23 protein-coding genes and 2 pseudogenes are annotated in these 23,896 nt (G+C 67.2%); 12 read left to right on the top strand and 13 right to left on the bottom strand.

Features of this window, described 5'->3' with window-relative positions; genetic code table 11:
- The first annotated feature begins 18 nt into the window (after positions 1-18).
- Positions 19-1,653, top strand: coding sequence for a cytochrome c oxidase subunit I (gene ctaD, locus OHA03_RS27900; RefSeq protein ID WP_267008189.1), 1,635 nt, complete (start codon positions 19-21; stop codon positions 1,651-1,653).
- Positions 1,650-2,039, top strand: a complete 390-nt coding sequence (locus OHA03_RS27895; RefSeq protein ID WP_267006481.1) for a cytochrome c oxidase subunit 4 — start codon at positions 1,650-1,652, stop codon at positions 2,037-2,039. The genes ctaD and OHA03_RS27895 overlap by 4 nt, the downstream gene beginning before the upstream one ends.
- Positions 2,040-2,048: 9 nt before the next feature.
- Here OHA03_RS27895 and OHA03_RS27890 read toward each other — a convergent pair whose 3' ends face one another.
- The 4 genes from OHA03_RS27890 to OHA03_RS27875 all read right to left on the bottom strand — a co-directional run bounded on the left by OHA03_RS27890 (position 2,049) and on the right by OHA03_RS27875 (position 7,611).
- Positions 2,049-3,689 (bottom strand): cytochrome bc complex cytochrome b subunit, encoded by a 1,641-nt coding sequence (locus OHA03_RS27890; protein WP_267006480.1) that lies wholly within the window; start codon positions 3,687-3,689, stop codon positions 2,049-2,051.
- Between the two features lie 404 nt (positions 3,690-4,093).
- Positions 4,094-4,387 (bottom strand): hypothetical protein, encoded by a 294-nt coding sequence (locus OHA03_RS27885; protein WP_267006479.1) that lies wholly within the window; start codon positions 4,385-4,387, stop codon positions 4,094-4,096.
- A 343-nt stretch (positions 4,388-4,730) separates the two neighbouring features.
- Entirely contained in the window at positions 4,731-5,693 is a 963-nt protein-coding gene (locus OHA03_RS27880) for an AAA family ATPase (RefSeq protein ID WP_267006478.1), read from the bottom strand.
- Between the two features lie 484 nt (positions 5,694-6,177).
- Positions 6,178-7,611, bottom strand: coding sequence for an RICIN domain-containing protein (locus OHA03_RS27875; protein WP_267006477.1), 1,434 nt, complete (start codon positions 7,609-7,611; stop codon positions 6,178-6,180).
- On the opposite strand from OHA03_RS27875, the pseudogene OHA03_RS48025 reads away from it, so the two are divergent.
- Positions 7,525-7,998, top strand: a pseudogene (locus OHA03_RS48025) (glycoside hydrolase family 88 protein); the annotation flags it as partial. The gene OHA03_RS27875 and the pseudogene OHA03_RS48025 sit on opposite strands and share 87 nt — an antisense overlap.
- 76 nt (positions 7,999-8,074) lie before the next feature.
- The gene (locus tag OHA03_RS27870) at positions 8,075-8,392 is read left to right on the top strand and encodes a glycoside hydrolase family 88 protein (RefSeq protein WP_267006476.1); all 318 of its coding nucleotides are present in this window, start codon (positions 8,075-8,077) and stop codon (positions 8,390-8,392) included.
- 485 nt (positions 8,393-8,877) lie between these two features.
- Here the strand turns inward: OHA03_RS27870 and OHA03_RS27865 are convergent, their stop codons facing one another.
- The 4 genes and pseudogenes from OHA03_RS27865 to OHA03_RS47850 form a co-directional block, all read right to left on the bottom strand.
- Positions 8,878-9,300, bottom strand: coding sequence for a hypothetical protein (locus OHA03_RS27865; protein WP_267008284.1), 423 nt, complete (start codon positions 9,298-9,300; stop codon positions 8,878-8,880).
- An 8-nt stretch (positions 9,301-9,308) separates the two neighbouring features.
- A pseudogene (locus OHA03_RS27860) lies at positions 9,309-9,566 on the bottom strand (ATP-binding protein); the annotation flags it as partial.
- Between the two features lie 273 nt (positions 9,567-9,839).
- Positions 9,840-10,004, bottom strand: coding sequence for a hypothetical protein (locus OHA03_RS47855; protein WP_323181257.1), 165 nt, complete (start codon positions 10,002-10,004; stop codon positions 9,840-9,842).
- The gene (locus OHA03_RS47850; protein WP_323181255.1) at positions 9,983-10,225 is read right to left on the bottom strand and encodes a hypothetical protein; all 243 of its coding nucleotides are present in this window, start codon (positions 10,223-10,225) and stop codon (positions 9,983-9,985) included. Before OHA03_RS47850 ends, OHA03_RS47855 begins: the two co-directional genes overlap by 22 nt.
- A 294-nt stretch (positions 10,226-10,519) precedes the next feature.
- On the opposite strand from OHA03_RS47850, the gene OHA03_RS27850 reads away from it, so the two are divergent.
- From OHA03_RS27850 to OHA03_RS27840, 3 genes are read left to right on the top strand one after another with little or no spacing between them, the layout of a single operon-like run.
- A complete protein-coding gene (locus OHA03_RS27850; RefSeq protein WP_267006475.1) occupies positions 10,520-10,825 on the top strand; it encodes a WXG100 family type VII secretion target in 306 nt (101 codons plus the stop codon).
- Positions 10,825-12,594, top strand: coding sequence for an RNase A-like domain-containing protein (locus tag OHA03_RS27845; protein ID WP_267006474.1), 1,770 nt, complete (start codon positions 10,825-10,827; stop codon positions 12,592-12,594). Before OHA03_RS27850 ends, OHA03_RS27845 begins: the two co-directional genes overlap by 1 nt.
- A gap of 27 nt (positions 12,595-12,621) precedes the next feature.
- On the top strand, positions 12,622-13,185 hold the full coding sequence (locus OHA03_RS27840; RefSeq protein ID WP_267006473.1) for a hypothetical protein: 564 nt from the start codon (positions 12,622-12,624) through the stop codon (positions 13,183-13,185).
- Between the two features lie 42 nt (positions 13,186-13,227).
- Here the strand turns inward: OHA03_RS27840 and OHA03_RS27835 are convergent, their stop codons facing one another.
- Positions 13,228-14,502: an ISL3 family transposase gene (locus tag OHA03_RS27835; RefSeq protein WP_267005943.1), complete on the bottom strand. Its 1,275-nt coding sequence runs from the start codon at positions 14,500-14,502 to the stop codon at positions 13,228-13,230.
- Between the two features lie 171 nt (positions 14,503-14,673).
- Between OHA03_RS27835 and OHA03_RS27830 the strand changes: the two genes are divergently transcribed.
- The 5 genes from OHA03_RS27830 (at position 14,674) to OHA03_RS27810 (ending at position 18,001) form a co-directional block, all read left to right on the top strand.
- Positions 14,674-14,973, top strand: a complete 300-nt coding sequence (locus OHA03_RS27830) for an RNase A-like domain-containing protein (RefSeq protein WP_267006472.1) — start codon at positions 14,674-14,676, stop codon at positions 14,971-14,973.
- A 13-nt stretch (positions 14,974-14,986) separates the two neighbouring features.
- Positions 14,987-15,643 carry a contact-dependent growth inhibition system immunity protein gene (locus OHA03_RS27825; RefSeq protein ID WP_267006471.1) on the top strand — a complete coding sequence of 219 codons (657 nt, stop codon included), beginning with the start codon at positions 14,987-14,989 and terminating at the stop codon, positions 15,641-15,643.
- 399 nt (positions 15,644-16,042) lie between these two features.
- Positions 16,043-16,885 carry a hypothetical protein gene (locus tag OHA03_RS27820; protein WP_267006470.1) on the top strand — a complete coding sequence of 281 codons (843 nt, stop codon included), beginning with the start codon at positions 16,043-16,045 and terminating at the stop codon, positions 16,883-16,885.
- A gap of 189 nt (positions 16,886-17,074) precedes the next feature.
- The gene (locus OHA03_RS27815; protein ID WP_267006469.1) at positions 17,075-17,347 is read left to right on the top strand and encodes a hypothetical protein; all 273 of its coding nucleotides are present in this window, start codon (positions 17,075-17,077) and stop codon (positions 17,345-17,347) included.
- 213 nt (positions 17,348-17,560) lie between these two features.
- Positions 17,561-18,001: a hypothetical protein gene (locus OHA03_RS27810; protein WP_267006468.1), complete on the top strand. Its 441-nt coding sequence runs from the start codon at positions 17,561-17,563 to the stop codon at positions 17,999-18,001.
- 1,241 nt (positions 18,002-19,242) lie between these two features.
- On the opposite strand, the gene OHA03_RS27805 is transcribed toward OHA03_RS27810, so the two are convergent.
- From OHA03_RS27805 to OHA03_RS27790, 4 genes are all read right to left on the bottom strand, one after another.
- Complete coding sequence (locus OHA03_RS27805) at positions 19,243-19,662, bottom strand: FKBP-type peptidyl-prolyl cis-trans isomerase (RefSeq protein WP_323181254.1); 420 nt, start codon at positions 19,660-19,662, stop codon at positions 19,243-19,245.
- A 1,171-nt stretch (positions 19,663-20,833) separates the two neighbouring features.
- On the bottom strand, positions 20,834-21,157 hold the full coding sequence (locus tag OHA03_RS27800) for a hypothetical protein (protein ID WP_267006467.1): 324 nt from the start codon (positions 21,155-21,157) through the stop codon (positions 20,834-20,836).
- 30 nt (positions 21,158-21,187) lie between these two features.
- Entirely contained in the window at positions 21,188-22,183 is a 996-nt protein-coding gene (locus OHA03_RS27795; RefSeq protein ID WP_267006466.1) for a carbohydrate kinase, read from the bottom strand.
- A gap of 203 nt (positions 22,184-22,386) precedes the next feature.
- Positions 22,387-23,865, bottom strand: a complete 1,479-nt coding sequence (locus tag OHA03_RS27790; protein ID WP_267006465.1) for a glycoside hydrolase family 32 protein — start codon at positions 23,863-23,865, stop codon at positions 22,387-22,389.
- Between the last annotated feature and the right edge of the window lie 31 nt (positions 23,866-23,896).

Genomic DNA, 23,896 nt, shown 5'->3' with positions numbered 1-23,896 from the left:
AGTGCCGGTGTGAGACTCATGGGGTGGCTGACGACCACGGACCACAAGGTCATCGGCAATCTCTACATGGTCACCGCGTTCGGGTTCTTCCTGCTGGGCGGAGTGTTGGCCATGCTCATGCGGGCGGAGCTGGCCCGGCCAGGACTTCAGATCGTCAGCGCGGAACAGTACAACCAGCTGTTCACGATCCACGGCACCGTCATGATGCTGCTGTTCGCCACGCCGATGTTCGGCGGCTTCGCGAACGCCATCATGCCGCTGCAGATCGGCGCGCCCGATGTCGCCTTCCCTCGCCTGAACGCGCTCACCTACTGGCTCTTCCTGTTCGGCGGAATCATCGTGGTGTCCGGATTCGTGGTGCCCGGCGGCGCGGCACACTTCGGCTGGTTCGCCTACGCCCCGCTGAACAGTGCCGTCTTCTCCCCCGGCGCCGGCGGAGACCTCTGGACCATGGGCCTGGTGCTGTCGGGGATCAGTACGACCCTGGCATCGGTCAATTTCATCACCACGATCGTCTGTCTGCGCGCCCCCGGTATGACCATGTTCCGGATGCCGATCTTCACCTGGAACGTTCTGTTCACCTCGATCCTCGCGCTGCTCGCGTTTCCGGTGCTCGCTGCCACGCTGCTCGCCCTCGAAGCCGATCGGAAGTTCGGGGCGCATGTCTTCGACTCCGCCAACGGCGGGGCACTGCTGTGGCAGCACCTGTTCTGGTTCTTCGGCCATCCCGAGGTCTACATTGTCGCGTTGCCCTTCTTCGGAGTGGTGAGCGAAATCATTCCCGCGTTCAGCCGGAAGCCGATGTTCGGGTATTTCGGAATGGTCATGGCCACGATCAGCATCACCATGCTCTCGGCGGTTGTCTGGGCCCATCACATGTTCGCCACGGGAGCCGTTCTCCTGCCGTTCTTCTCCGCCATGTCGTTCATCATCGCCGTGCCCACCGGTGTCAAGTTCTTCAACTGGATCGGCACCATGTGGCACGGCAGTATCACGTTCGAGACACCCATGCTCTGGGCGATCGGCTTCCTCGTGACATTTCTCCTCGGCGGCCTCAGCGGGGTGCTGATCGCCTCGCCTCCGCTCGACTTCCACCTCACCGACTCATACTTCATCGTCGCCCACCTCCATTACGTGCTCTTCGGCACAGTGGTCTTCGCGATGTTCGGCGGTTTCTACTTCTGGTGGCCCAAGTTCACCGGACGCATGCTGGATGAACGCATCGGGCGTATCCATTTCTGGACCTTGTTCGTCGGCTTTCAGCTGACCTTCCTGGTCCAGCACTGGCTGGGGGAGGCCGGAATGCCTCGCCGTTACGCCGACTATCTCGCAGCGGACGGCTTCACCGTGCTCAATACGGTCTCGTCCATCGGCTCCTTTGTGCTCGGCCTGTCGACACTGCCGTTCCTGTACAACGTGTGGCACACCAGCCGTTACGCACCGAAGGTCGAACTGGACGACCCGTGGGGGTTCGGCCGTTCCCTGGAGTGGGCGACCTCCTGTCCACCCCCGAGGCACAATTTCCGGGCATTGCCCCGCGTACGTTCCGACTCACCGGCCTTCGACCTGCACCACCCCCTGAAGGAGAAGGCGGGCCTCGGCCGAGGCGGGTCCCACTCCGTTTCGGGCGCCGATGAGGAGTCCGGCGAATGAAGACCGAGGCCATTCTCTTCGCCGGAGTCGCGGGGTTCTTTCTCGTGACCGATGTTCTCTACGCCGTGTGGTCCCGGGATCCGACAGGCACGGCGGCGCTCACCATCTCGTTCCTCATGGCGCTGCTGGTCACGTTCTTCTTCGCCACCAACTACCGGAGGAAGGGGCTGCGCCCCGAGGACCGCGGGGAGGGGCAGATCCAGGATCGGTCCGGTCCGGTGGACTTCTTTTCTCCGCACAGCATCTGGCCGTCGCTGACAGCCGCCGGGATGGCCCTGCTCGCTCTCGGTGTGGTGTTCGGTCTGTGGCTCTTCCTGATCGGCCTGGGCGTGGTCCTGGCGGGGGTGTTCGGAATGGTCTTCCAGTACGCGCGTGTGCAGGGCTGACGGCGGCTCTCAGTCCTCGGGCTCGCGAACCCGCTCCGACGGCGCCGTCCGCTCGGCGATCCGGGACCGTTGCTCGTCCGTGACGGGCAGGTCCACGAGGTCCCTGTAGTACCACCCGCTCAGCACGGTCCGAAGCCGTCGCCGCCGCGAGACCGGGCCCTCCGCGGGGAGCTCCAGGGGCGTCGGGACATCACGCATCAGGATGCGGTAGCGATCCGTCGGGCTCAGGCCGCGGTGGCTCTCCGAGAGGTCGCCGCTCACCGATTGGGTCACCTGGCCGGTCTCCTCACCCTCGGTCAGCCGGCGGCGGTCCCACATCTGAAGGGCGAGGCAGAGGCGTTTGGTCAGCGCGAACGCCAGGAGCGGGGCGGCGATCAGCGCGATCCTGAGGATCCAGGTCATGACCTCGATCGAAACCCTGAACGAGTAGGCGACGACGTCGTTGCCGCCGGCGACCAGCAGAACGGCGTAGAAGACGATGGCCGCCACGCCGAGCCCGGTGCGGGTCGGCCGGTTGCGCGGCCGGTCGCACAGATGGTGTTCCCTGCGGTCACCCGTCACCCACTTCTCGAAGAAGGGATAGAGGAACAGCACCATGAAGACCACGCCCGGCAGCACGAGCGTCGGAATGAACACATTCCACATGATGGTGTGACCCGCGATGTCGGTCTCCCATGGCGGCATCAGCCGAAGCGCGCCCTCCAGGAACCCGACATACCAGTCCGGCTGTGCGTTACCGGAAACCTGGTCGGCGCGGTAGGGGCCGTAGTTCCATACGGGGTTGATCTGGGCGAGCCCGCCCAGCACGGCCAGTACGCCGAACACCATGAGGAAGAAACCTGTGGTCTTCGCAGTGAATTGCGGGAACGCCGGTGAGCCGACGGCGTTCTTGTTGGTCTTCCCCTGCGCCGCCCAGTGGGTGTGCTTGAGGTGGACCACCAGCATGAGATGAACGGTGATCAGCGCCACGATCAGGCCGGGCACGAGCAGGATGTGCACGGCGTACAGACGAGGGATCACGTCATTGCCCGGGAACTGTCCTCCGAAGACGAACAGCTCCACGTACGTTCCGACGACCGGGATCGACCCCACAATGGTGGCCGCCGTCCTCAGACCCGTACCGGACAGCAGATCGTCGGGCAGCGAGTAGCCCGCGAATCCTTCGAGGAGCGCGAGTACGAACAGTGTCACGCCCACGACCCAGTTGGCCTCCCGCGGCTTACGGAAGGCGCCGGTGAAGAAGATCCGCAGCAAATGGACGGCGATCGCGGCGACGAACACCAGTGCCGCCCAGTGGTGGATCTGACGGATCAGCAGGCCTCCGCGCACGTCAAAACTGATGTTGAGGGTGGTGGTGTAGGCCTGCGTCATCCTCACGCCCTGAAGGGGCGCATAGGAACCGGTGTAGACGTTCTCCATCATGCTCGGGTCGAAGAACAGGGTGAGGTACACGCCGGTCAGGAGCAGAACCACGAACGAGTAGAGGGCGATCTCGCCGAGGAGAAAGGACCAGTGATCGGGAAAGGCCTTGCGCAGCAACTGTCTGCCGAGCTCGCTGACGGGCAGGCGCGCATCCATCGCACCGTATCCACCGACGGCCGCCTTCCCGGCCCGGGTCCTCAGCTGCGCCTTACGTTTCCGCAGGGGCATGTACCACTCTCCCGTCGGTCTCCCTTCCGTCACCCGTCCCTTATTGTTCCGGTTCGCCCTTTACGAGTAACGCATTACTCGAAGGGATTACGCAGAATCGCGGTATCGGCACCTGATCGGCCGAAGTCCTTGACGATGCCGGCGGCTACCAGGGGCTGGGCGCCCGGACGGCCGGGCGTGTGATGACTCCACCGCACCGCAAGTTCACGGCGCCAGGCCCACTCCTCGCGCCGTATCCGCGTTGAGCACGGCATCGCACACCTCAAGAGCCGGCCGGCTCCCGCCCTCCATCACGGCCCTGGCGAGGACATGCCAGACACCCTTCAAAGCTGTCACCACATGCCGTATCGGACACGGCGGCGCCCCCGTGCGTGGCTCGCACAGGGGCGCCGTGAGGGCCGGAATCAATGCGACCTGATCGCAAGCCGCTTCGTCACGAGGATCTTGACGGGCAGGCGGTGGCCCTTCAGGTGCATCGTGTGGTGGTGCCGGCCGTCGTGGCGGATCTTGGTGAACTTCCCGTGCTGGCTGAACTTCCCGTGCTGGGTGGAATTCCCGTGCTGGGCGAACTTCCCGTGCTTGCAGTGATGCTTCGGGCCGCCGTGCGGGGAGGCGGCGCTCGCGACGGTCGCCGATCCCGCGAGTACCGAGATCGCGGCGACCGCGGTGACAACGGCGCGCTTGATGGTGAGATTCATTGTTCGTTCGTCCCTTCCGTGCCGGGCGTTCCGGCGCGGAATCACGATGTCCCGGGCCCTCGTTCAGAGCGGCTTTGCCAGGAATCGCGGCGTGCCGCCCCGTCGGTACTGCATCCGGGCACCCAGGATGAGGATCCTCTGAGAAGAGTTGACCCGAAGGGGACCACACGTCGGCATGGCGGGTGAATTTCTCTCATCTCCCGTTCATCCAGAGAGTTCTGGCGTGCTCGGGAGTGCCGGTCAACTTCACTCCGACGGGTCAAACGCGGGCAGTCCTGCCGGCTTCACGCGGGACAGGCGCCGCACGCCGAGCAGGCATGTGCCGCATCCGTCGCAAGGTCGTTCAGTCACGTTCGGGTCCGTACCGTGCAAGTCGCTCTCCGTTCGAGCGTGCAGAGTACGGAGAAACGGCGGCAGGACTTCCGCGAGCGATCTCGATCAGCCCAAGAAGCTCAGCCGAACCTGACGGCTGGGGTTGTCCTTGTTCGTGTCCACCAACCTCCGTCAAGACAACCGTCAGGGTAGCCGCCGAACACCCTGCAGGTTGACCCGATCTTCGTTCGGGACGAAGAGGTCGTGGGTTCAAATCCCGCCACCCCGACAGCTGAAACAACAGGTCAAAGGCCCGGGGCAGCTCCCGCAGGGCGAGTGGATTGCCCCGGCTCTCCGCGATCAGCTGGTCGCGCACCCTACGGTCGAGACCACCGGGCACCGCCAGCCGCAGCAGCTCGCACGCGTCCTCGTGCCCGAGCCCTTCGACGCGCATCTGTGTCAGGCCCGCGAACACCTCGTCGGCCTCTCGCATGGCCAGCACCAGGGCAATGCCTTCCGCCTCCAGGCGCCGGGCGGCGAACGCAAGGGCACGCGCCGATGCCTGGTCGAGCCACTGTGCGTCGTCGACGACGCACAGCAGTCCCCGGTCCTCCGCGGCCTCGGTGAGCACTCCCAGCAATGCCAGCCCCACGAGGAAGGGGCTCGGCGCGGGGGCGCTGCACAGCCCGAACGCCACCTCGATGGCCTCCTGTTGCGGGGCCGGCAGTCGGTCGGCGGAATCCACCATGTTCCCACAGAGCTGCTGGAGGCCGGCGTAGGCGAGCTCCATCTCGGACTGCGAGGCGACGATGCGCTCGGTGCGGACGTGTGGGGCGGCCTGTGCCGTGAGATGGTCCAGGAGCGCCGTCTTGCCGACACCGGCCTCACCGGAGACGACCAGCGCCCCACTGCGGCCGACGCGAGCTCGGTCCACCAGCGAGTGCAGTTGCGCCAACTCGTCGCGTCGCCCCCGCAACGGTGCGATATCGGGCATGATGTCCGCCTTCGCCGGAGACTACCGCTCCGCAATGTCTTCGTCCACGCATCCTATCGGAGCATCACCCTGAGTTGACTGGAGTTGCGCTGCTGTACACAAGTGACGCCGTCGCTGCTCCTTCGCGGCCCGCGCGGGGGCTCCCGGCCGCACCTTACTCGTCTCCGCCGGCCGGCTGACACCGCACACACCGCTCGCCTGAGCCGACCCGACGAGACCGTCCCCTGGCTGGAGATGGTCTCGTCGGTGTCGACGGCGACAGGGCCCACGAGACCACCGGACGGCCGCGACGGCGGCTGGGTACCCCGCCACCGCACATCGGGCGGTCCATGGCGTGGAGCCATGATCGGCACCCGCTCGGCCCTGGACGCTGCCCGCCCCGCGAGGGAAGAGCTGTCGCGAGCCGGTATGGTCCGTCGTCCGCGGAAGCGGTCCCTCTCGCCACCCCGTGCCGAAGACTCCCGGCGCCGGGGACCGGCGGCGATCAGCTCCTGCGCACTTCCCAGAACCACGTGAGCGCTGATGAGCCCAACCCCAGCAAGCCGCCGTTCAGAGCCCCGAGCGCGGTGAAGCCGGCACGGTTGTCGTACTGCAGCACAGGGGCCGCGACCGTCTCATGCCGGTCGGCAAGACGGGTGCAGAACTGATAGCCGGTGTCGTTGGCCCGGAACTTGTTCAACGTCAGCTGGTTGCCCTCACTGACCTGGGGGTTGGTAGCAGTCGAGTTGACGTACAGGTCGCCGTGCACGAGGTAGTAGCAGCTGTTGCCATCGGTCCTGCTCTCGCCCGGGTTCACGGCTATGACAGTGAACTCTTCCGTAGTCGAGTCGTCACTGCGTTCGGGTTCGAGCCTCACGGGGCTTCCTTCCAGCGGGTCCGCCCCCTCCACGGTCGCCGCCGAACCCGCGACGGTGACGATCCTGTCGACGTCCAGCGCCTCGCTCTCGGCATCCTGGAAGAACCAGCGTTGGTCGGGATCGAAGTCGTCGACGAGGTCCCGGCCCACCAGCTCTTCACCGTCATCACGCTCAGTTGTCAACGCTTGGCCGGTGGCCAGGTTCATCAGAACCCAGGTGCCGTCACCCATGTCCAACGGACGCCACAACTGCGAGTCCCCGTCGTCGTACCCCAGCAGAATCGCCTGCGCATCGGGGGTACCGCCCTCCTGGCCCAGATAGGTGCGGGTCGAGTTGTGCAGCACGCGGTAGTGACCGGGGTGGCCAGGAGCCGCTTGGAGCTGGAAACTGTGATCACCCAGACTCTGCTGGGTCACTTTCCTGAACTTGAGGCGGCTGGTGGCCGAGAGACTTGTGGGGTAGGGGGACCGAGTGGTGGCCGCGCTTGTGAGGACCTGTCTCTTCGAGGGAACGGTCTTCCTCGGCTTCGGCTGCTCCGCCGGCACACACGTCGGGTCGTCCGTGAGGTAACTGAAGTCGTACTCGACAGGACGGTGGTCCGACAGCTCGAAATCCGTCATCACCGTGCCGAGCCCATAGCCCGAGTGGATGGGCGGCTCGACCTTCCCGGTGACTGCGTAGTCGATGCTGCGCCCCGTCACGGGACGGGTCGGGGCGTTCGGTGGCAGCAGCTGGTACGTCGGCAGGTCAGGTCCGAGCGCCTCGGCCAACCCGCCGGTACCGTGTGTCTCCATGTTGTACTCGCCGAGAACCGCCCAGCGCAGCGCCTTTCTGTCAGGGCCGGCGTTCGCCATTCGTTCCTCGATGTTCCTCAGCACGGTGACGTTGTCCGTGCCGCCTTGTGCGGCCCCGTGCCAGGTGAAGTAGACGACCCCGCAATAGGCGACACCGAGCGCAGGACGGGCCTTGCCTACATGGACTCCGCCCGCGGTAGCACCGGGCACCAGTCGTGGGCGGAGGAGCACTCGTACGGCCTCGCCGGTGGCGTCACGACCCGCCACGCCGACAATCACTGCGCCGGCCAGACGTACCTCGACCTCTACGACGTACTCGGCGGCGCGGAGAAGTTGTCGGCCATCGAGACGTCTCTGCGCAGGATGGTCTACACATACCAGCCCCAGAAGCACGACGACTGGTGGTGGGTGGATGCCCTGCACATGGCGATGCCCCCCATGGTCCGCATCGGCGCGCTACGCAACGACACCAACTACTGGGTCAAGATGTACGCGATGTACAACCACACCAAGCGTGTCCAGGCCGGCGGGCTGTACGACTACGGGCACGAGTTGTGGTACCGCGACGGCACCTGGTCCCCGGGCGGTGCAGGCAATCTCTCGCCCAGTGGCAAACCCGTGTTCTGGTCGCGGGGCAACGGGTGGGCGTACGCGGCTCATGCCAAGGTCCTCGCTGTCATGCCGGCGGACGACAAGCGCGCCCCTGAGTACCGTTGGAACATGCAGGAGCGTGAGCCGCAGTCTCCTGGCCGCGCAGCGCACGGACGGTTTCTGGAACCCTTCCCTGGCCGACGCCGCGCACCTACCCGGCAAGGAGTCGAGCGGCACGGCGATGTTCTGCTTCGGTCTGGCGTTCGCCATCCGAATGGGCATCATCGACCGGGCCGTCTACCTGCCTCTCCTCGCACGGGGCTGGAACGCTCTCGTCCGGGACGCGGTGCATCCTGACGGAAAGTTCGGCTGGGTTCAGGACGTCGGCGACCGGCCGGAGTCGAGCCAGCCGGTCGGCTACGAATCCACCCCGACTTCGGCGTCGGCGCCTTTCTGATGGCGGCTTCCGAAGTGGCACGACTGGCCGCCTGACCGCTCAGGGCCCAGGGGCTGTCCCGGCCGGGCAGCCCCTCGCTCAGGGTCGCCCGGCCGTCCGCCTGACGTCACGGGCTACCACGACGAACTCGAGGAAGCCCTGTCGTCGGCATCCCCCGATGAGCCGGTCGTCGTGGTGATGGACGACGCAGAGGTCCTGGACAAGTGCGAGGCTGAGCGTCTACGCGACGGCAAGCTTCCGGCCGTGGCCGTGCCTGGGTGAGGCCCGCCTTGGCTGGCGCTCCGACACCTGCCTCTCCCCCGCCCATAAGCGGCACGCACAAAACTGCAGTTCAGAAGCCCTTAGCCGCCGATTCAAGGATCGCCACGCGGTCCGCATGATGCGTCATGGGGAACAGGTGGACGACGGTGAAGGAAGTCTTCCCTGCGCCCGAAGTGGAGCGAAGCTCAGTAACCAGCGGACCGGAGGGCAGTCGTGCGCGCCACTCAGTTGGTGCGGCCGGACTTCCCCTCTACAGTCCCACCTAAGCGACTCACAGACCGAGGAAGCTCAGTCGCACCTGGCGGTTGGGATTGTCCCTGTTCGTGTCCACCAACCTCCGTTAAGACAACCGTCAAGGTACCCGATCGCACTGTCCACGTGATTGCGTAGCGGGGAAGCACCTCGGTGATCTCGGCGAGGGTCCTGGGGATGCCGTCGAGGGTCTCCAGGACGGCGCCGGTGAGCCGGTGGCGGCGCAGCACGCCGCCGAGCTCCTTGGGGCTGGGCCCGCTCAGGCCGGTGAACGCGGCGACGAGGTCGTCCATGGCACCCCGGCCACGGGTGGGGTCACCGAACTCGGCGATCTCCTGCGAGAAAAGGGAAGGCAGCGCGAAGTCCCTCTCGCCGGTGAAGTCGGGGCGTGGCACGCCCGGGGCGGGGGCCGGAGTTTGCCCCGAGTATCGGAGTCCGCGATAGACAGGGCCCAGCCACGGATCTCGGCGGTGACCTCGAAGTCCCGGTCGTGGAAGCGGCCGTGCGTGACGACGTGGGCGGCGAGCTCCGCGACGAGCAGGGCGGCGGTGTCGGATGCCTCGCTGCCGTGCGGTATGCCCCAGGCGTCGAGCCGGTTCAGCACGAGCGGGCGAGCGAGGCGTGCGCCACGCGGAGTGGAGCTGAAGCGCTGGACGAACACGCTTACCGTGGCGGTGCGCAGCACCCTCCACCAGCGGTGACGCGCGTACGCCGCATCGGCGTACGCACCCCCCTGGTCCCCGGTACGCGACACCGGCGTGACGCCGAGCCGAAGCCTCGCCCGCGGCGGCGGGTCCGTCGCGCACAGTACGGCGACGTCCGAAGCCACGGCCGGAGCACTGAACCTCACCGTCAGGGCCGAGATCGTCCCGAGACGGCAGCGACGGCAGCCTGGAGGGCCGTCGGCAGGGTCGAGCCGAGGGCTTTTTGTGCGTCAGAAGTCCTGCAGGCGACTGCGCGGCGCTTGGGTCGTCGGTGTAGACAGCGCGTCGGCGGCCGCTTCGACATCGACGTCGGCCTGGACTCTGCGGAACTGTTCGAGGGTCTCGAGTTCCTGGTTCGTGAAGCCGCCTTCGCTCAGACGAATGGCCTCCGCCAAGAATTGGATGTTCTGCCCGATGCGGACTGCATCCTCCGCTGCGCCACGGTGGAGCGATCGATAGGCCGTGGCAGTGGGCCCCGCCAGCCGGTCTCGATGCCGTCGACGATCTCGTCCATGCGCTTGACTTGTTCGCCGAGATGCTCCTGCATGTCATCCAGATCGCTCGCCAGTTTCCTCAACTGCGAGGACGTATAGGCGAGTTTGGGCTCAACGCCCATGCCGGTTCCCCCGTATGTGAACTTGTGTTGCAAGTCGCAAGCCACCCTAGCAACGCGGACACACCTCCACAGGCATGCGATATCCCACACCACGGGGGCCGGCCCTCAGTTGAATGGGGCCGCTTGCGGCGGCTTACCCACCACCCTCCCCCATCACCCTTATCCCCTATCCCTCAAGGGCGGGCAACCGATGGGACGGTCATATGATCGGCACGCTCGACACGGCGCCCGCAACAGATGCCGCCCAACCGATGAGCAGCATCGCGGACGTCTGAACCGAGGGGGATCAATACCATGCCGGACGAAGACCGGATCACCGTCGATTTCGCCACCCTGCAGCGACTTTCGGGGGATCTGGAGGCGATCCTCCGCGTCCTCAACGAGAAGCTGGACACATTGTACGAGCGGACCGCCAAGGCCGTGCTGAGCTGGGACGGTGAGGCACGCGAGGCCTTCATCGACGAGCTGGACAAGTGGAGCCACTCCGCCGACGACCTCAAAGCCACCCAAGCCTGGCTCCACGAGGTAGTGGTGAAAGGGCACCTGAACTACGCCGCGGCCAACAGGTCTGTACTCGAAGGCTGGGGAGGCGGCGCCTGATGGCCGGCCCCTCCGCACCCGCCCAGTCGCCGGGCGGCAACGGCACCATCGACGTCAAGCCGAGCGATCTCTGGTCGGTGTCCGGCCGGGTCGCCGTGCAGCAGGAGTACCTGTTACGCGGTGCCAACAAGCTTCTGGGGGAGCTGGGCAAGTACCCCGACGCAGGGGGCGCCGGCACCGAGGCTCGGAAGTTTGCCCAGTCGTACATGAAGATCGGCAATCGCTGGCTGGAGGTCTGGGGCCGGTCCGTGCTCAGCGTCGGCGGTGTGGCGGTCGGGTTCACCGAGACGGCCAACGCCTACACCAGGGCTGACGCGGCGGCCCACCCCAAGCCGGGGAAGACGGCCGAGCAGCGCCCGCGGCCCGCGGTCATCGACAAGGCGCCGAACTTCGACTCGGTACCCGACATCAAGTGGGGCGACGACGACGGCGGCGACGACATCCTGCGCGGCCTGATGGAGGGCATACCCGAAATTGTCCGAGACGTCCTCCAGCCACTGTGCAAGAACGTGTTCCGGATCGGAAGGGTGGCGGACGTACACCCCTTCCCACAGCAGCACTACCTCAACTCCCTGTGCCATAGCTGGATGAACGTCTCCATCGTCGCGACGATGGGGGCGGACCAGCTCACCCAGGCTGTCGGTGCCATCACCAACCACCAGCAGGCGGACTGGGAAGCCGCGATGCGGACCTTCTGCAGCGCCCTGTGGGGAGGGACGGCATGGGGGCAGCAGCGGCATGGCTATCAGTGGGGGCAGACCGCCAACTCCGGTCCGGGCACGCCCCGCGTCCCCACGGGCAGCGAGCCGGTCCTGGCCGTACTGAAGGACACGGCAGACAACATCGCCACCATCCTCCGCGAGTACGCGGAAGCAGCCGTCGACCTGAACCGCGACGTCGCGGACGAGCTCCACCGCGCCATGTGGAAGGCCGCCAAGGAGATCCTCGAAGACCTGGCCAAGCCCAAGGATGCCAAGAGCCTGCTCGGCACCGTCACCTCCGTGATCGGCAAGGGCGCGGGCCTGATCCTGTCGTTCGACGTCAAGACGGTACTGAACATCGACACGGGCAAGCTGAACGGGATCGTCGACAAATACACTGGCATCCTGGGAGGCCTGACCGTCCGCATGGAGGCGCTGAAGGGGCCGCTGGACGAGGCATACCTGAGCGCCCCCAAGTTCGAGGCCGGCGTCGCCCGGGCACACGGATTCGGCGCCCGGGCCCTGGAGGAGTTCAAGGGCTCACAGGTCTGGCTGAAGACCGACTCGAACGGCACGTACGACCTGAACCTCGCCGCGAACGAGTACATGGCGGACGGCCACACGCTGGACAAGCACGTCGGCAAGACGGACGAGCAGCTGGCGCAGCGCCTGCGTGACCAGCAGTCGAACGGACCGACACAGGCATGGCCGCACGGCAAGCCGTACCCCGGTTCCTCTTCGGCCTTCTCGAACTACCAACGGGCGGAGGATCTGACCGAGCACAACCTCAATAAGAACAAGGCCGCCATCGAAGCGTGGATCAAGGGCCCACCACAGCTGACCGACGGAGATGTCGAGAAGTTCCGTTCGACCGCGCCGCCCGGCGAGACCAGCGGCCGCAGCGTGTTCAAGCAGCCGGTGGACCCGAACGACCCGAAGTCCGGTTACAAAGAGGGAGGGATCGGCGCCAAGGCGTACGACGTGAACGGCATCGAGACGCGCCTCAAGTACGACAGCAGCCGCAACCCGCCGTTTACCGTCATGACGTCGATGCCCTACAAGCCCTAGCGCTCCGCTGAGAAAGGCCCCCACCACATGCCGTCCGTCAACCAGACGTCCTGGGACGCTGCGGTACGCCACCTGTACAGGGACGCGTATGCGTACATCACTACCGGCCCACGCTTTCACGAGGACTGGACGCTCGATGTCCCCGCCCTGATGACCCGGAACGTGCCGGACCCCCGAGGCTGGGCTCGCGTCGACGACGCGGAAAAAGACCCGGAGCGCGTGGGGAACCCCACGTGGCCCTTCGCCGTCCACCCTCCGGAGTACGTCGCGCCGCGCCTCAAGGAGATCGACCGGGCCAGCGCCGAGAACCTGCTCCTGGCCCTCACGGAGTCCGGCTGCACCCTGTCCAATCTCCGATACTTCGACGAATCCCCGGACGAACTGCGGGCGATGGCGCGCACGATTCTCGCGCGTTACGGCGACAAGGCCACCTATCACACCAACGTCACGAAGCACGGCAGCGCGCCCGGCACGCTCGACTTCACGCTGGAGAGCCTGGGGTACAGCCCGTTGGGTGTCTTCACGGAGGACTGCGGCCTCGTCATCGTCTCGGACACCGAGGTCGGCCTGTTCTGGACCTTCTCCGACTGATGATCCGCTTTTTCGGCTCTCCTGTCGCTTCCGTGGGTAGGTTCATGCAGCTTGACGCCCTGGTAGGTGGGGTCGGTGGCCGCCGAGGCTGAGCATGGTCAGTGCGATGAGCGCTGCGGGGTCCTTGAAGCCGAAGGCCATGCGGGTGATCAGGCGGATCTTGGTGTTCATGCTCTCCACGATCCCGTTGCTCATGGAGTGCTCGGCTGCCGCCGTGATGGCGTCCCAGTGCTTGACGATGGCCCGTTGCAGCTTGACGAAGGGCTCCAGTCGGGAGCGGCGGGCCCAAGACACCCAGTCGAGGAGGGCCTCGGGGGTGTCGGGGCCGGATTTCAACGCCAGGCGAAGGCCCTCCTTGAGCAGGTATGCGCGGTGCAGGACGGGGTGGGCTTTCGCGATGAACTCCAGTTGCGCGCGCTGGTGTTCGGTGAGGTCCTCAGGGCGTTTCCACAGGGCCCAGCGGGCCTTCTTCAGTGACTTCGAGCCCGGGGTGGCGCGGCCCTTGCCGCCGCGCTCGGCGTTCCAGACCTCGCGGCGCACGGTGTCCAGGGCGTCGGTGGCCCACTGCACGACGTGGAACGGGTCCATCACCCGCACCGCCTGCGGGCAGCGCTCGGCGACTACCTTCGCGATCCAGTCGGCGGCATCCGCGGACACGTGGGTGATCTTCGCGGAGCGTTCAGGTCCGAGCAGGTCGAAGAAGGACCGCAGTGTCTCCTTGTCCCGGCCGGCCGCCGCCCACACGAGCCGGCCGCTGTCGTGGTCGACCACCACGGTCAGGTACTTGTGGTGCCGCTTGTAGGAGATCTCGTCGATGCCGATCCGGGTAAGGCCCGCGAGCAGGTCCACGCGCTGTTCGACGTCCGACCACACGCGGGCGCAGATGCCGCCGACCGTGCGCCAGCCGATCCTCAGCAGTTGGACCACCGTGGTCTTCGAGCAGTGCGTGGCCAGCCAGGCCACCGTGTCGTCGAAGGCCAGGGTGTGCCCGGCACCGTGGCGGGCCCAGGGCACGTGGGCGACGACCACACCGTGCTCGGGACAGGACACCCGCGGCGCGTCGGCCTCGATGAACGCCCGGACCACCCCCAGGTCCAGGGCACGCCAGCGCCGGCGGCCCTCGCCGTTGTCGAACCGGGCGCACCGGCGACCGCAGACCCCGCACCGCTGCCGCCGCCTCTTCGCCGGGCGGGCATGGGCCACGATCACCACATCCCAGGGGCCCGCCTCCGCGCCGTTGCCCTCCTCGGCCTCGACCGACGCGACCACCGTGTGTTCGACTCCGAGCAGCCGAGTCCATATGCTTGCAGATCGCACGCCGTATCCAGGTTCTTCCGTTTCGTACTGTCGCAAGTCGAAACGTAGCCGGGCTACGGCGTGTTCTGCGTATCAGCCCTGGTCAGCGACCCACGGAAGCGACAGGAGAGCCGCTTTTTCCTGCCCCCTACGAGCGCAGCTACCGACCAGGCGATTTGAGAGGATGCCCCCGTGCTGACCCGTTCTGCCTCCTATCCCGACCGGGAGACCGCCCAGTGGGCCACCCAGCAGGTGGTGACTGCCAACGAGCAGGTCATCCACCGCTGGCTCGCCCAGAACACCCGCGCCCGCCTCACCGTCGAGGCCGCCTGGCCCTCCCGCGAGGAGCCCGTGGGCCGGGTCCAGCTCGAGGCCGAGCTGCTGATCGGGCGCGGGCCCGTCGACGTCCGCGCGGCGCGCGTGGTGCTGCGCCGCGAGCCGTCGAGCCCGCACGGCTTCGTCGTCCACACGACCGTCCCGTTCTACCTGTAGGGGTCGCACGCACATGCCCATGAGGGCCCTCGAACACGACCGCCGGTACGGCGAGCTGGACCAGGTGATGCGCGCGTACCTGGGGCAGCCGGCCGACGACACCCCGGAGCGGCGCAGTCGCGCACTGGACGCGTACCTCCGTCACACCTGGCACACCCGCCCCTCGGCCATCGCGGAGGCGGAGCGCCAGCTGCGTGAGTACAGCCGCAACCCTCCGGGCCGCATCCGGCAGGACCTGGGCGAGTTCTACGCGATCCCGGACACCGGAAAGCCGCAGTCGGAGATCGGCGGCTGGCTGATGGTGCTGGCAGACCACCTGAAGAAGAGCATCGAGGAGGGCGACGTCCCGGAACCATCGTCCCCCCAGACGCACTGGGAGTGGCACGCGCGCTTCCCGGAGACCGCGCAACTGCTCGGCGGCTGGTTCTCGCAGGACATCGTCGACGAATTCCCCGACCACGACGTCGCCGTCGCCGACTACGCCGCCACCACCGACCCCCAACTGGTCGCGCGCCTCGTGGGCGAACTCCACGAGCTGCTCGCCCTCCCCCTGGACGAGGGGGACTACGCCTTGGCGGCCGCCGAACTCGGCATGGAGGTCGGCCCGCCCGAGCCGTTTTCCCACGGCGCCTGGTTCCAGTCGCTAGCGACGACGTTGTCCGACCTCTGATCCGGGTCGCCGGTGCGGTGCTCCTCGTCGCAGCCCCGGCCGTGGCTTTCAAAATCGCCGGGCTCCGCCGCGGCTCCGTGCCGGTCGCCTTCGAGGAACACCTCACGGCGGCTCCCATCGAGCGCACGGAGCACCACGTCAGCCGGGTGGCACTTCCCGGTCGATGGGCCGACTACGACTTCTTGATCTCCGCAACCGTTCGCTGGTACGCCCTCGACGCTTCCCGTCCCGGCCGGCTACTGAACCCGGCGGGCCTCGCCGTCGAATGCGTACTGGACCGTGCCCGAGTAGTCACCGAGCAGCGGGAGCCCGGTCGGGTCTCACTCGTCCAGCACGAGCTGAGCGGTGCGCTCAGCTCACTGCTTCCCGACAGCAAACGACAAACAGGTGGAGAGGCCCGTGGAAGACCTCGGCATGCTCGCCAGGCTTACCTCCGCGGCCAACGACACCGACGTTCCCGAACGGTTGCGGGACCTCATCCCTCAGCCGCGTGAGGAACAGGACGGAAAGGAGCCCTCGGAATGGCAGGCGGCAGCCTTCGAGCAAGCACCCACGGCCGCGGACCACCTCGCGGACGCGCTGAACGCCCTGAGCCTCGAGGATGGGGACACCCAACGGAGGTTGCTGGCCAAGCAGATCGCGGACGCCATCAGGGACCAGGAGCAGCATGAGACGGCTGGCGATCTGGTGCGCCGCTTCGACCCGTCGGCAGCCTTCGCCCCGGATGGAGGGCCGGCGAACGAAACCCCGGCGCAACCCGGCCGCCCCCCGGGATCTGACTCTCAAGGAGGAACGATGGAAACCGAGTTCGCTGTTCTCGCCGCGTCGGGAGCTACCACATTGGTCTCGCTCATGGTCACCGACTCCTGGGGGCAGGCGCGTGCCCTCGTCGGACGGCTCTTCTCACGTACCGGTGCAGGCAGCACCACAGTCGCGGACCTGGACGCCGACCGAGCCAGACTGCTAGCCGGGGACGCTGACGACACGCAAGCCACCCGCGAGGTCGAGGATCGATGGCGCGCCGATCTGTACCGGCTACTGCAGACGGACTCCGTCACAGTCGACGACCTGTATGGCGTGCTGTCCTCTCTCCAGCAGCTGGTCAACACGTCCGCGGCCCGTCCGGTACCCGTACACAACGCCATCAGCGGCGGAGTTCAGCACGGCCCTGTTATCCAGTCAGGACGGATCACAGGTCTCACCTTCCATGTCCACGGCCCCGGGCTCCCCGTACAGGACTGAGATGCATTGGTATGAGACCTTTGCGACCGGTTCAAGGATCGCCACGCACTCCACGTAGTGCGTCAGCAGCAAAGGTGGGCAACGCCGAATGGAGTTTCCCGTGAAGCAAAGCTCAGTGACCTGCGAACCGACGGGCGACTGTGCGCACCACTCAGTTATTCGACACCTTCGACGACATCCGCAGCCGATGTGACCGGTCGCTGGCCCGCCGAACGCCTGGGCTGCGCGGCCAGCCCGGGCAACCAGGCCACCACCACCGGACGCCACATCGGCCTGTACGTCGACAACTTCGACCGGCTGCCGTACTCCCGACGCCACCAGCGCCGCCGACGGCTCTGCCTCACCCGCGCCCCGGCCCGCGATACCCACTCATCGGCGACCACGACATCCAGCAGATCCGCCGCGCGCTCCACGCAGCACCGGGCCGTCACTACCCTCCGGTGCCCCTGGTCATCAAGGTGACGGCCCAGGCCCACCAGAGTTCCCCGTCGATGCCTTGATGACCCTCGGGCCCACCGCCTCGATACTTTGGTGGGCCATCAACGTATCGGCATTCACCCAGGTCAAAGCATCGGTGACGCTGGTTGCCAGGCGTTGCAGCATTGTTGGCCGGTGTGGAGACCTTGCCGGGGCCCTGGTGCGCGGGGTGGCGGCCGGGCAGGCTAGTTTGCTCGGATGAGTCTCCTTGATGATGTGGCCGAGCGCGACGGCTGGCGGTGCTGGGTGTGTGACGAAGCGGTCGACCCCGACGAGTCGGTGAACGACCCGCGGGGGCCCAGCGTCGACAGCCGGACTGCCGACCGGAAGGCCAAGGTCGCCGAGCGGCTCGCGCACCGCGGATGCAACACCCGCAAGGGCGCGGTCAAGGTGGTCATCGCCTGGCCGGATCGCCTGTACGTGGTCGAACCCGCGCCGCTGATCACCGTTGCCGGGAGGCTGGAGCGCAAGGGGGGCCGCGAGATGGTGGGCCGTTGTCCGACCAGGCGGGACGCCCAAGAGGCGGCGGATTGGCTGGTGGACCGGTTCTCCCGACTGGTACCGGGACTGCCGGTGACCGCCGACATCGAGCCGGGCGGCGGCCAGTTCCTCGTCATCCTGGCCACCGGCCGCCGCTGACCAGGGATCACCAGCGCACACTCGCGTCGGGCCGAACCGTCAGCCCACACCGACCTGTCCTGGCACGAGCTGATCCACATTGCTCGCCTGTGCCCAGCTACGGGTCGATGTCGCCGATTGCCGCAGCCATGACTGAGGCTGAACCGGAAACACAGCGCATGCTCCCCAAAAAGAGCGTCGGGCTAGGAGCCCTCTGGGACGTTCTGGGACTTCCGGCCGCGTCAACGAGCACGAAACAGCCGAAAGGCCATCTGCGCAGGTCAGCGGCGCGAATCCGCCCAGCGTCCCAGGTCACAGGGCCGCCCGGTCCCTTCCGCGACATCTGCCCCCGAAGCCAGGAGCGCTGCGTTCAGCGTCACCTGCCTTCGACGCTTCGGAATTTCCTCCGGGCAGCGATACGCAAGGATCTGAACTCGTTGCAGAGTCGGTCGGCGGCCGATTCCGCCTTCATGGCGTTGTAGCGCCGAGCGGTGTTGTTCCGAGGGGCTTCAGCCGCCGCGTTGTCGATCAGCTCGCCCCGTTCCCAGTCCACCGTGAACTCGCCGGGAGATCGCTCGTACCAGGCCGTGAGAACACGCAGCATCGCCCTGAAAGCCGATATCTCCCAAGGGCGCGCTGGTGCGCGGAAGGAGTGTGTCCTCCAGCCACACCTCGGCCAGGTCCACCGTCAGGTCTCCTGATTCACGTGGAAAGCCTCGCTGGGCGTCTTCGACGATCGCGTGGGCGCCGATGTCATCCATGATGTGTGCACGGATGGCGTGTTCGCGCCGACTGTGGAAGTGCGGCCAGAGCAATTCTCGATCTGGATCGCGAGCCGAGGTAGAGGTGCCCGGGGGTTCTCTGTTCTGGATCTCCTTCAACTCGGCCCGAAGCCCGCGCATGGCGCTGAGGTATATCCGACCGTCGCGGACAGCCGGTTTGTCGGGGAGATTGTGGCCAGATGCCAGGTCTTCGACGGTGACGCTCCATGTGCCACTGTCGGCCGGCTGATCGCCGGGAGCGGACGCATCTGCTGGCAGTATTGTCTCGGGATCCCCCCATCCCGGCCGAGCGTATGCCCGAGCGTCTCGACCAGGCCAACGCTAGTCCGCCTGCTGGTCTCCATGTGCCGGAATCCGGGACCGGGCACACCCTTGGCAGGCCGTCACCTCACGCGCCATGGGTTGAGGAGGTGTCTGTCGATGAGTGCATCTGTCCTTACGTGGGAGCGACAGGGCCCCGGCCCCTCAGGAGCGCCAGGTTCAGGCCGAGCCGGTCAAGCCGGGCCTCGCTCCGGCGGGCCCGCCCACCACCGCAAGCAGGTCCACGACGAAGATCAGCGTCGAGCCCGCCGGGATCAAAGGAGAGGGTGATTGCCTGCCGTAACCGAGACGCGGGGGAACAATGATCTCGCGCCGGCCGCCGACCTTCATTCCCCTTACCCCCCGGTCCCAGCCCTTGATGACCTTGCCACCGCCCACGGCGAACTTGAACGGCCGACCCCGCTCCCAGGAGGAGTCGAACTCCCTTCCGGACGCGAACGTGACCCCTACATAGTGAACCTGGACGACCCTGCCCGGCTGCGCCTCGGGTCCATCCCCAACCACGAGGTCCCGGATCGTCAACTCGGTGGTCGCGACACCCTCCGGAACCACGATTCTGGGCTTCGTCAGTTCGCTCATCACGGTCCCATCGCTCGCCACCGGAATCCCTCGCACGGGCCGACCGGACACATGGACATTCCATGCGGCAGGCGATCACGCTACGGCAATGCCCGTGCTTCAACGTGCACCCCAGGCCCCGGAGGCGGGTCAAGGACCGATCGATGCGCGCCCCGGAGTGACCGCGTAGGCACCTGCCCGCCGGACGCAATCCGGGCGGATATCGTCCACCTGCGGCGGAGTGTAGGCGGTGTCCACTACAGGGAAGTGGACACAGCAAGGCTGGCTCATCAGCTGAGTGTCAGGAAGAACTTCCCGACCTCAAGGAGTTCCATGTCGTCAGTGGACCGAACTCCGTTCGATCTTGAGGCATACGAGACCAGGACGCGTCTCGGGCCGTGTTTCGTCTGCGCGTTGCTCAAGGGAGACCCTGACTACAGAAATGAGTCGGTCTACGAAAACGGTGACCACGGCGCGCTTGTGCATGGGTGGCGCCGGGCTCGCTTTCGGAGGCTGTGCACTGGTCCTGCGGCTGCTGTCGTTGATCCTCGCGGACCGCTCCGGGACCGCCGTGCACTCCACGTGGTGGGTCATCGAAAAGATGTTACAGGGGGCGAGGAGACAGAAACCGCAGGCCAAAACCTGCTTCTCGGCTCAGTGGCCGACATGTCGGGGCCTGGAGCGTCAAATGAGCGTCACGGTCGAGACGGCGTCGGCCTCGCTGCAGCGTGACAGCGACCTCCATCGCTGGGAGACCTGGCTTACGAAAGCGCGCCATGATGTCGCGGTTCAGGGCGAGGCCGCCCAGGTGGCGGCGGTGGCGCGGCCGAGTCCGAGGTCGATGCGGCCGGGACGAGGGCCCGGCCGCAGCTCCAGGCCAGCCTTCCAGCAGCTGCGCATCTCGGCTCCCTCTGCGTCACGCAGCAAGACCTCGTGGAGCTCTACGAGCTCATGTGCAGCGGAGAATTCAACCCACCGATCAACCGGATCATCACCGGCTGGGATCCCTCTCGCACCGTGCTAGAGACGCGGCAGGCCCAGGAGTCCGAGTAGCTCTGTCAGCGCCTGGATCCGCAGGCTCCCGCCCTGCCGAGCGGTTACGCGTGATCGCCGAGCAAGATCGATTCAACGTGACGCAGTCCGGGCTGACGCAGATGTATGCGCTGCTGTCCGCGGTAGCAGACGGCAGCGATCACCCGGCGACGCTGGTGTTTCGCAGCCCGGCGTCAGCGAGTTCGGCGGCCCCAGGAGCGAGAGGGAAAGACGGGGCGGAAGGCCCAAGCTTGTGCAGTCGCTGAGGTGTGGCGCCGACACTGCGCCCCGCGTCGGCGCGTGGGCCGTTGGCGGCGAGGTTACGGAGATCGGCGATGCGGCGCGCGAGGCGAATCCCGACGCCGCCGGTGTGGACCAGGAGCAGTCGGGCGAATGCGGGGTACTGGTCGCGCCGGGCCGGGTTGGCTACTGCTCGGGCAGCGCCCACTGCGGACATCTGGTGGGCGCTGCGGTCGCTTCGCACGAGACCGCCGTCACCGTGGCTGAATGCCCTTCAACCCATGTGGCGCGGCAGGCTTCGTGCAGCGCCGATCCGCGGTGCCGGTTCGTCTGCCCAGGGTGGGTTCGCACCGGGGACCGCGCACGTCAGGGCGGCGACTTGGGCGGCGAATGTGCAGGCATCGGTGAGGTCTTCGAGCGTCAGGTCGTCGAGTCGGCCGCCGAGGTGTCCGAGGGCAGCGAGTCGGTGGAGGAGACCCGCGGTGAAGGAGTCGCCGGCGCCAACTGTGTCAACGACCACGGTAGGCGGGGCCGGGACAGCGACGCGCGAGCCGTCCAGTGATGCGAGAGCGCCGCGCCCGCCGAGTGTGATGACGACGAGGCGCGTGCCGGCGGCATGCCAGGTGTCGCAAGCCTCTTCGAAGCCGATGTCGGGGGCGAGGAGGGCGCAGTCCTCCTCGCTGAGGCGGAGGATGTCGGCGGTGGCGCACCAGTGGGGCAGCCGTTCTCGGTAGACGGAGGGGGGTACGAGCAGGGGGCGGACATTGGGGTCGATGGAGACGGTGGCATGCTCAGTTGCCCGGGCGAGATGGTCCTCGATTCGGCTGCCGCCGGGCTGGCGTATCAGCGCGAGGGAGCCGGTGTGCAGGCAGACCGCGTCGTCGTTCCCGGCTTTGGCGAGTTCGTGGTCGGTCCACTGCCAGTCGGCGGCGCCCTCGGCGTAGAAGGTGTAGGTGGCTTGGCCGGTCGTGTCGAGGTCGGCGACGGCGAGGGTGCTGGGCTCTGAGGCGGTCACGCTGGCGGTCAGGTCGACGCCGGAGGCGTGGAGGCGGGCACGGAAGAGGGTGCCGAAGGCATCGTTGGAGAAGCGTCCGAGGAAGCGGGTGTGGGTGCCTAGCCGGGCGAGTGCGACGGCGGTGTTGGCGGGGCCGCCACCGGGCAGGGCACGCAACGACAGCCCGTCGGAACCGGACTGGGCGGGGTCTTCGAAGATGTCGGCGACGCACTCGCCGAGAACGGTGATGCTGCCGGTGGACCCGGATCGGGCCATGGTGACGGTCTGCCTCTCAGAGTGGGTGCGGGGCTCTCGCCCCGCGCTGTGGGCGCAGCCCAGGCGCGCGCCGGGTGGACGAGTCGTGCTGCGAGGGGATAACCGACCGCATGCGTTAAAGGCTGCCTGGCCTGCAACGCATGCGGCGGGATGTGGGGTTGCAGGCGGACAGGCTGCGGAACAGGACGTACCCATCCGGCTCGTCAGGGTCGTGTGAGTTCGGCGTCCCTTCCCTGGCCCGCCAGAACCAGCTCCTGATGGACACCGCCGGGGGCCAGGTTCCATGCTTCGACGGCGAAGCCGCTGCGTCCGGTGCCTGTCGTGCGGGCCTGCAGCCGCCAGGGCCCGTCGGCGAGTGGATAGAACCTCAGAGTGAGGACCTGTTCGTCGGCCAGATAGACCTCTGCTATCGAGCGGTCCACGATCACGCGCAGTTCGACGGGGGTGCCCGGACGGCCCGCCGCCGGACACGGGGCGGTGTACGAGCCTCCCCGTGCACGCGCGTCCAGTGATGCGTGGCCGCGGTCGACGATGAGCTGTCCTGCTGCGGGATCGAGGCTGATGTCGAGGTACTCGGAGCCGTCGGCCGAGGTGACCAGGCGCAGACCACTCGCCCCGGTGGGGTCGGGGATCAGAGCGGCGGTGAGGTCGAAGGTGCGGCTGACCTGGCCGAGTTCGGCCGGCTCGGGACGCGTGACGTGCCCGGTGCGGTGCAGTACACGCGCGCCGCGCAGGGCCAGCAGTTCGCGGGCAGGGCGCTGGACGACCGCGCCGTCGGCGGTGAGGCTCACCTCGCGGGGAAGCGTGAGGACGCCTGCCCAGCCCGCTTCGTGCGCCCAGCTGTCGTCGCGGGCCTCCCAGGCCCAGCCCCACAACAGCCACCGGTCTTCCCCGGGGGCCTTCAGCAGGGCCGGAGCGTAAAGGTCCGGGCCGTGGTCCAGCGGTACAGGTGAGGCGTCCGGGACGAAGCGGCCGTTCTCTTCATGGCCGGTGTGGGTGGTTGTGTGGCTGGGGCCGCTCTGCGGAGTCCAGTCGCTGACGATTAGAACGCTCCGGTCGCCGAACGTCGCGTACTGGGGGCACTCCCAGCCGAGCGGGCCGGTGCCGGTCGCCGTGTCGCTGGTGTGGAAGGGGCCGAGGTACGCCCAGTTCTCCAGGTCGTCGGACTCGTACAGCAGTGCCGCGGCATGGCCGTCGTCGAGGGCCGAGCCGACCAGCATCCGCCAGCGCTCATCCTGCCGCCAGACGTAGGGGTCCCGGTACATCGTGGTGCCCGCAGGGGGCTCAGGGATGAGCAGTTGGGGGCGTTTGGCCCAGGTGCGGCCGTTGTCCTGCGACTCGGCGGTGGTGATGGGCTGCCACCAGCGGTCGTTCCGGTGGGCGGAGTAGAAGGCCACCATCCGGTCGTCGACGGAGACGGCGTTGCCCGAATAGCAGCCGTCGGCGTCATAGTCGTCGGGTGTGGGGGTGAGGGCGACGGGGAGGGGCTCCCAGTTGATCAGGTCGGGGCTGCGCACGTGGCCCCAGTGCACGTTCGAGTGCTGCGGGCCGTGCGGGTTGTACTGGAAGAACACGTGGTAGTGACCGTCGTGGAAGACCAGCCCGTTGGGGTCGTTGATCCAGTTGCGGGGCGGTCGCAGATGTATGGCCGGGAGGTGGGGGTCGGCAGGCAACGCGGACACACAGGGCCTTTCTCGGAGTGCGCGAAGCACA

Origin of the sequence: Streptomyces sp. NBC_00154 (assembly GCF_026342835.1) — a bacterium.
GTDB lineage: Bacteria > Actinomycetota > Actinomycetes > Streptomycetales > Streptomycetaceae > Streptomyces.
This window is presented reverse-complemented; position numbering and strand designations above follow the sequence as displayed.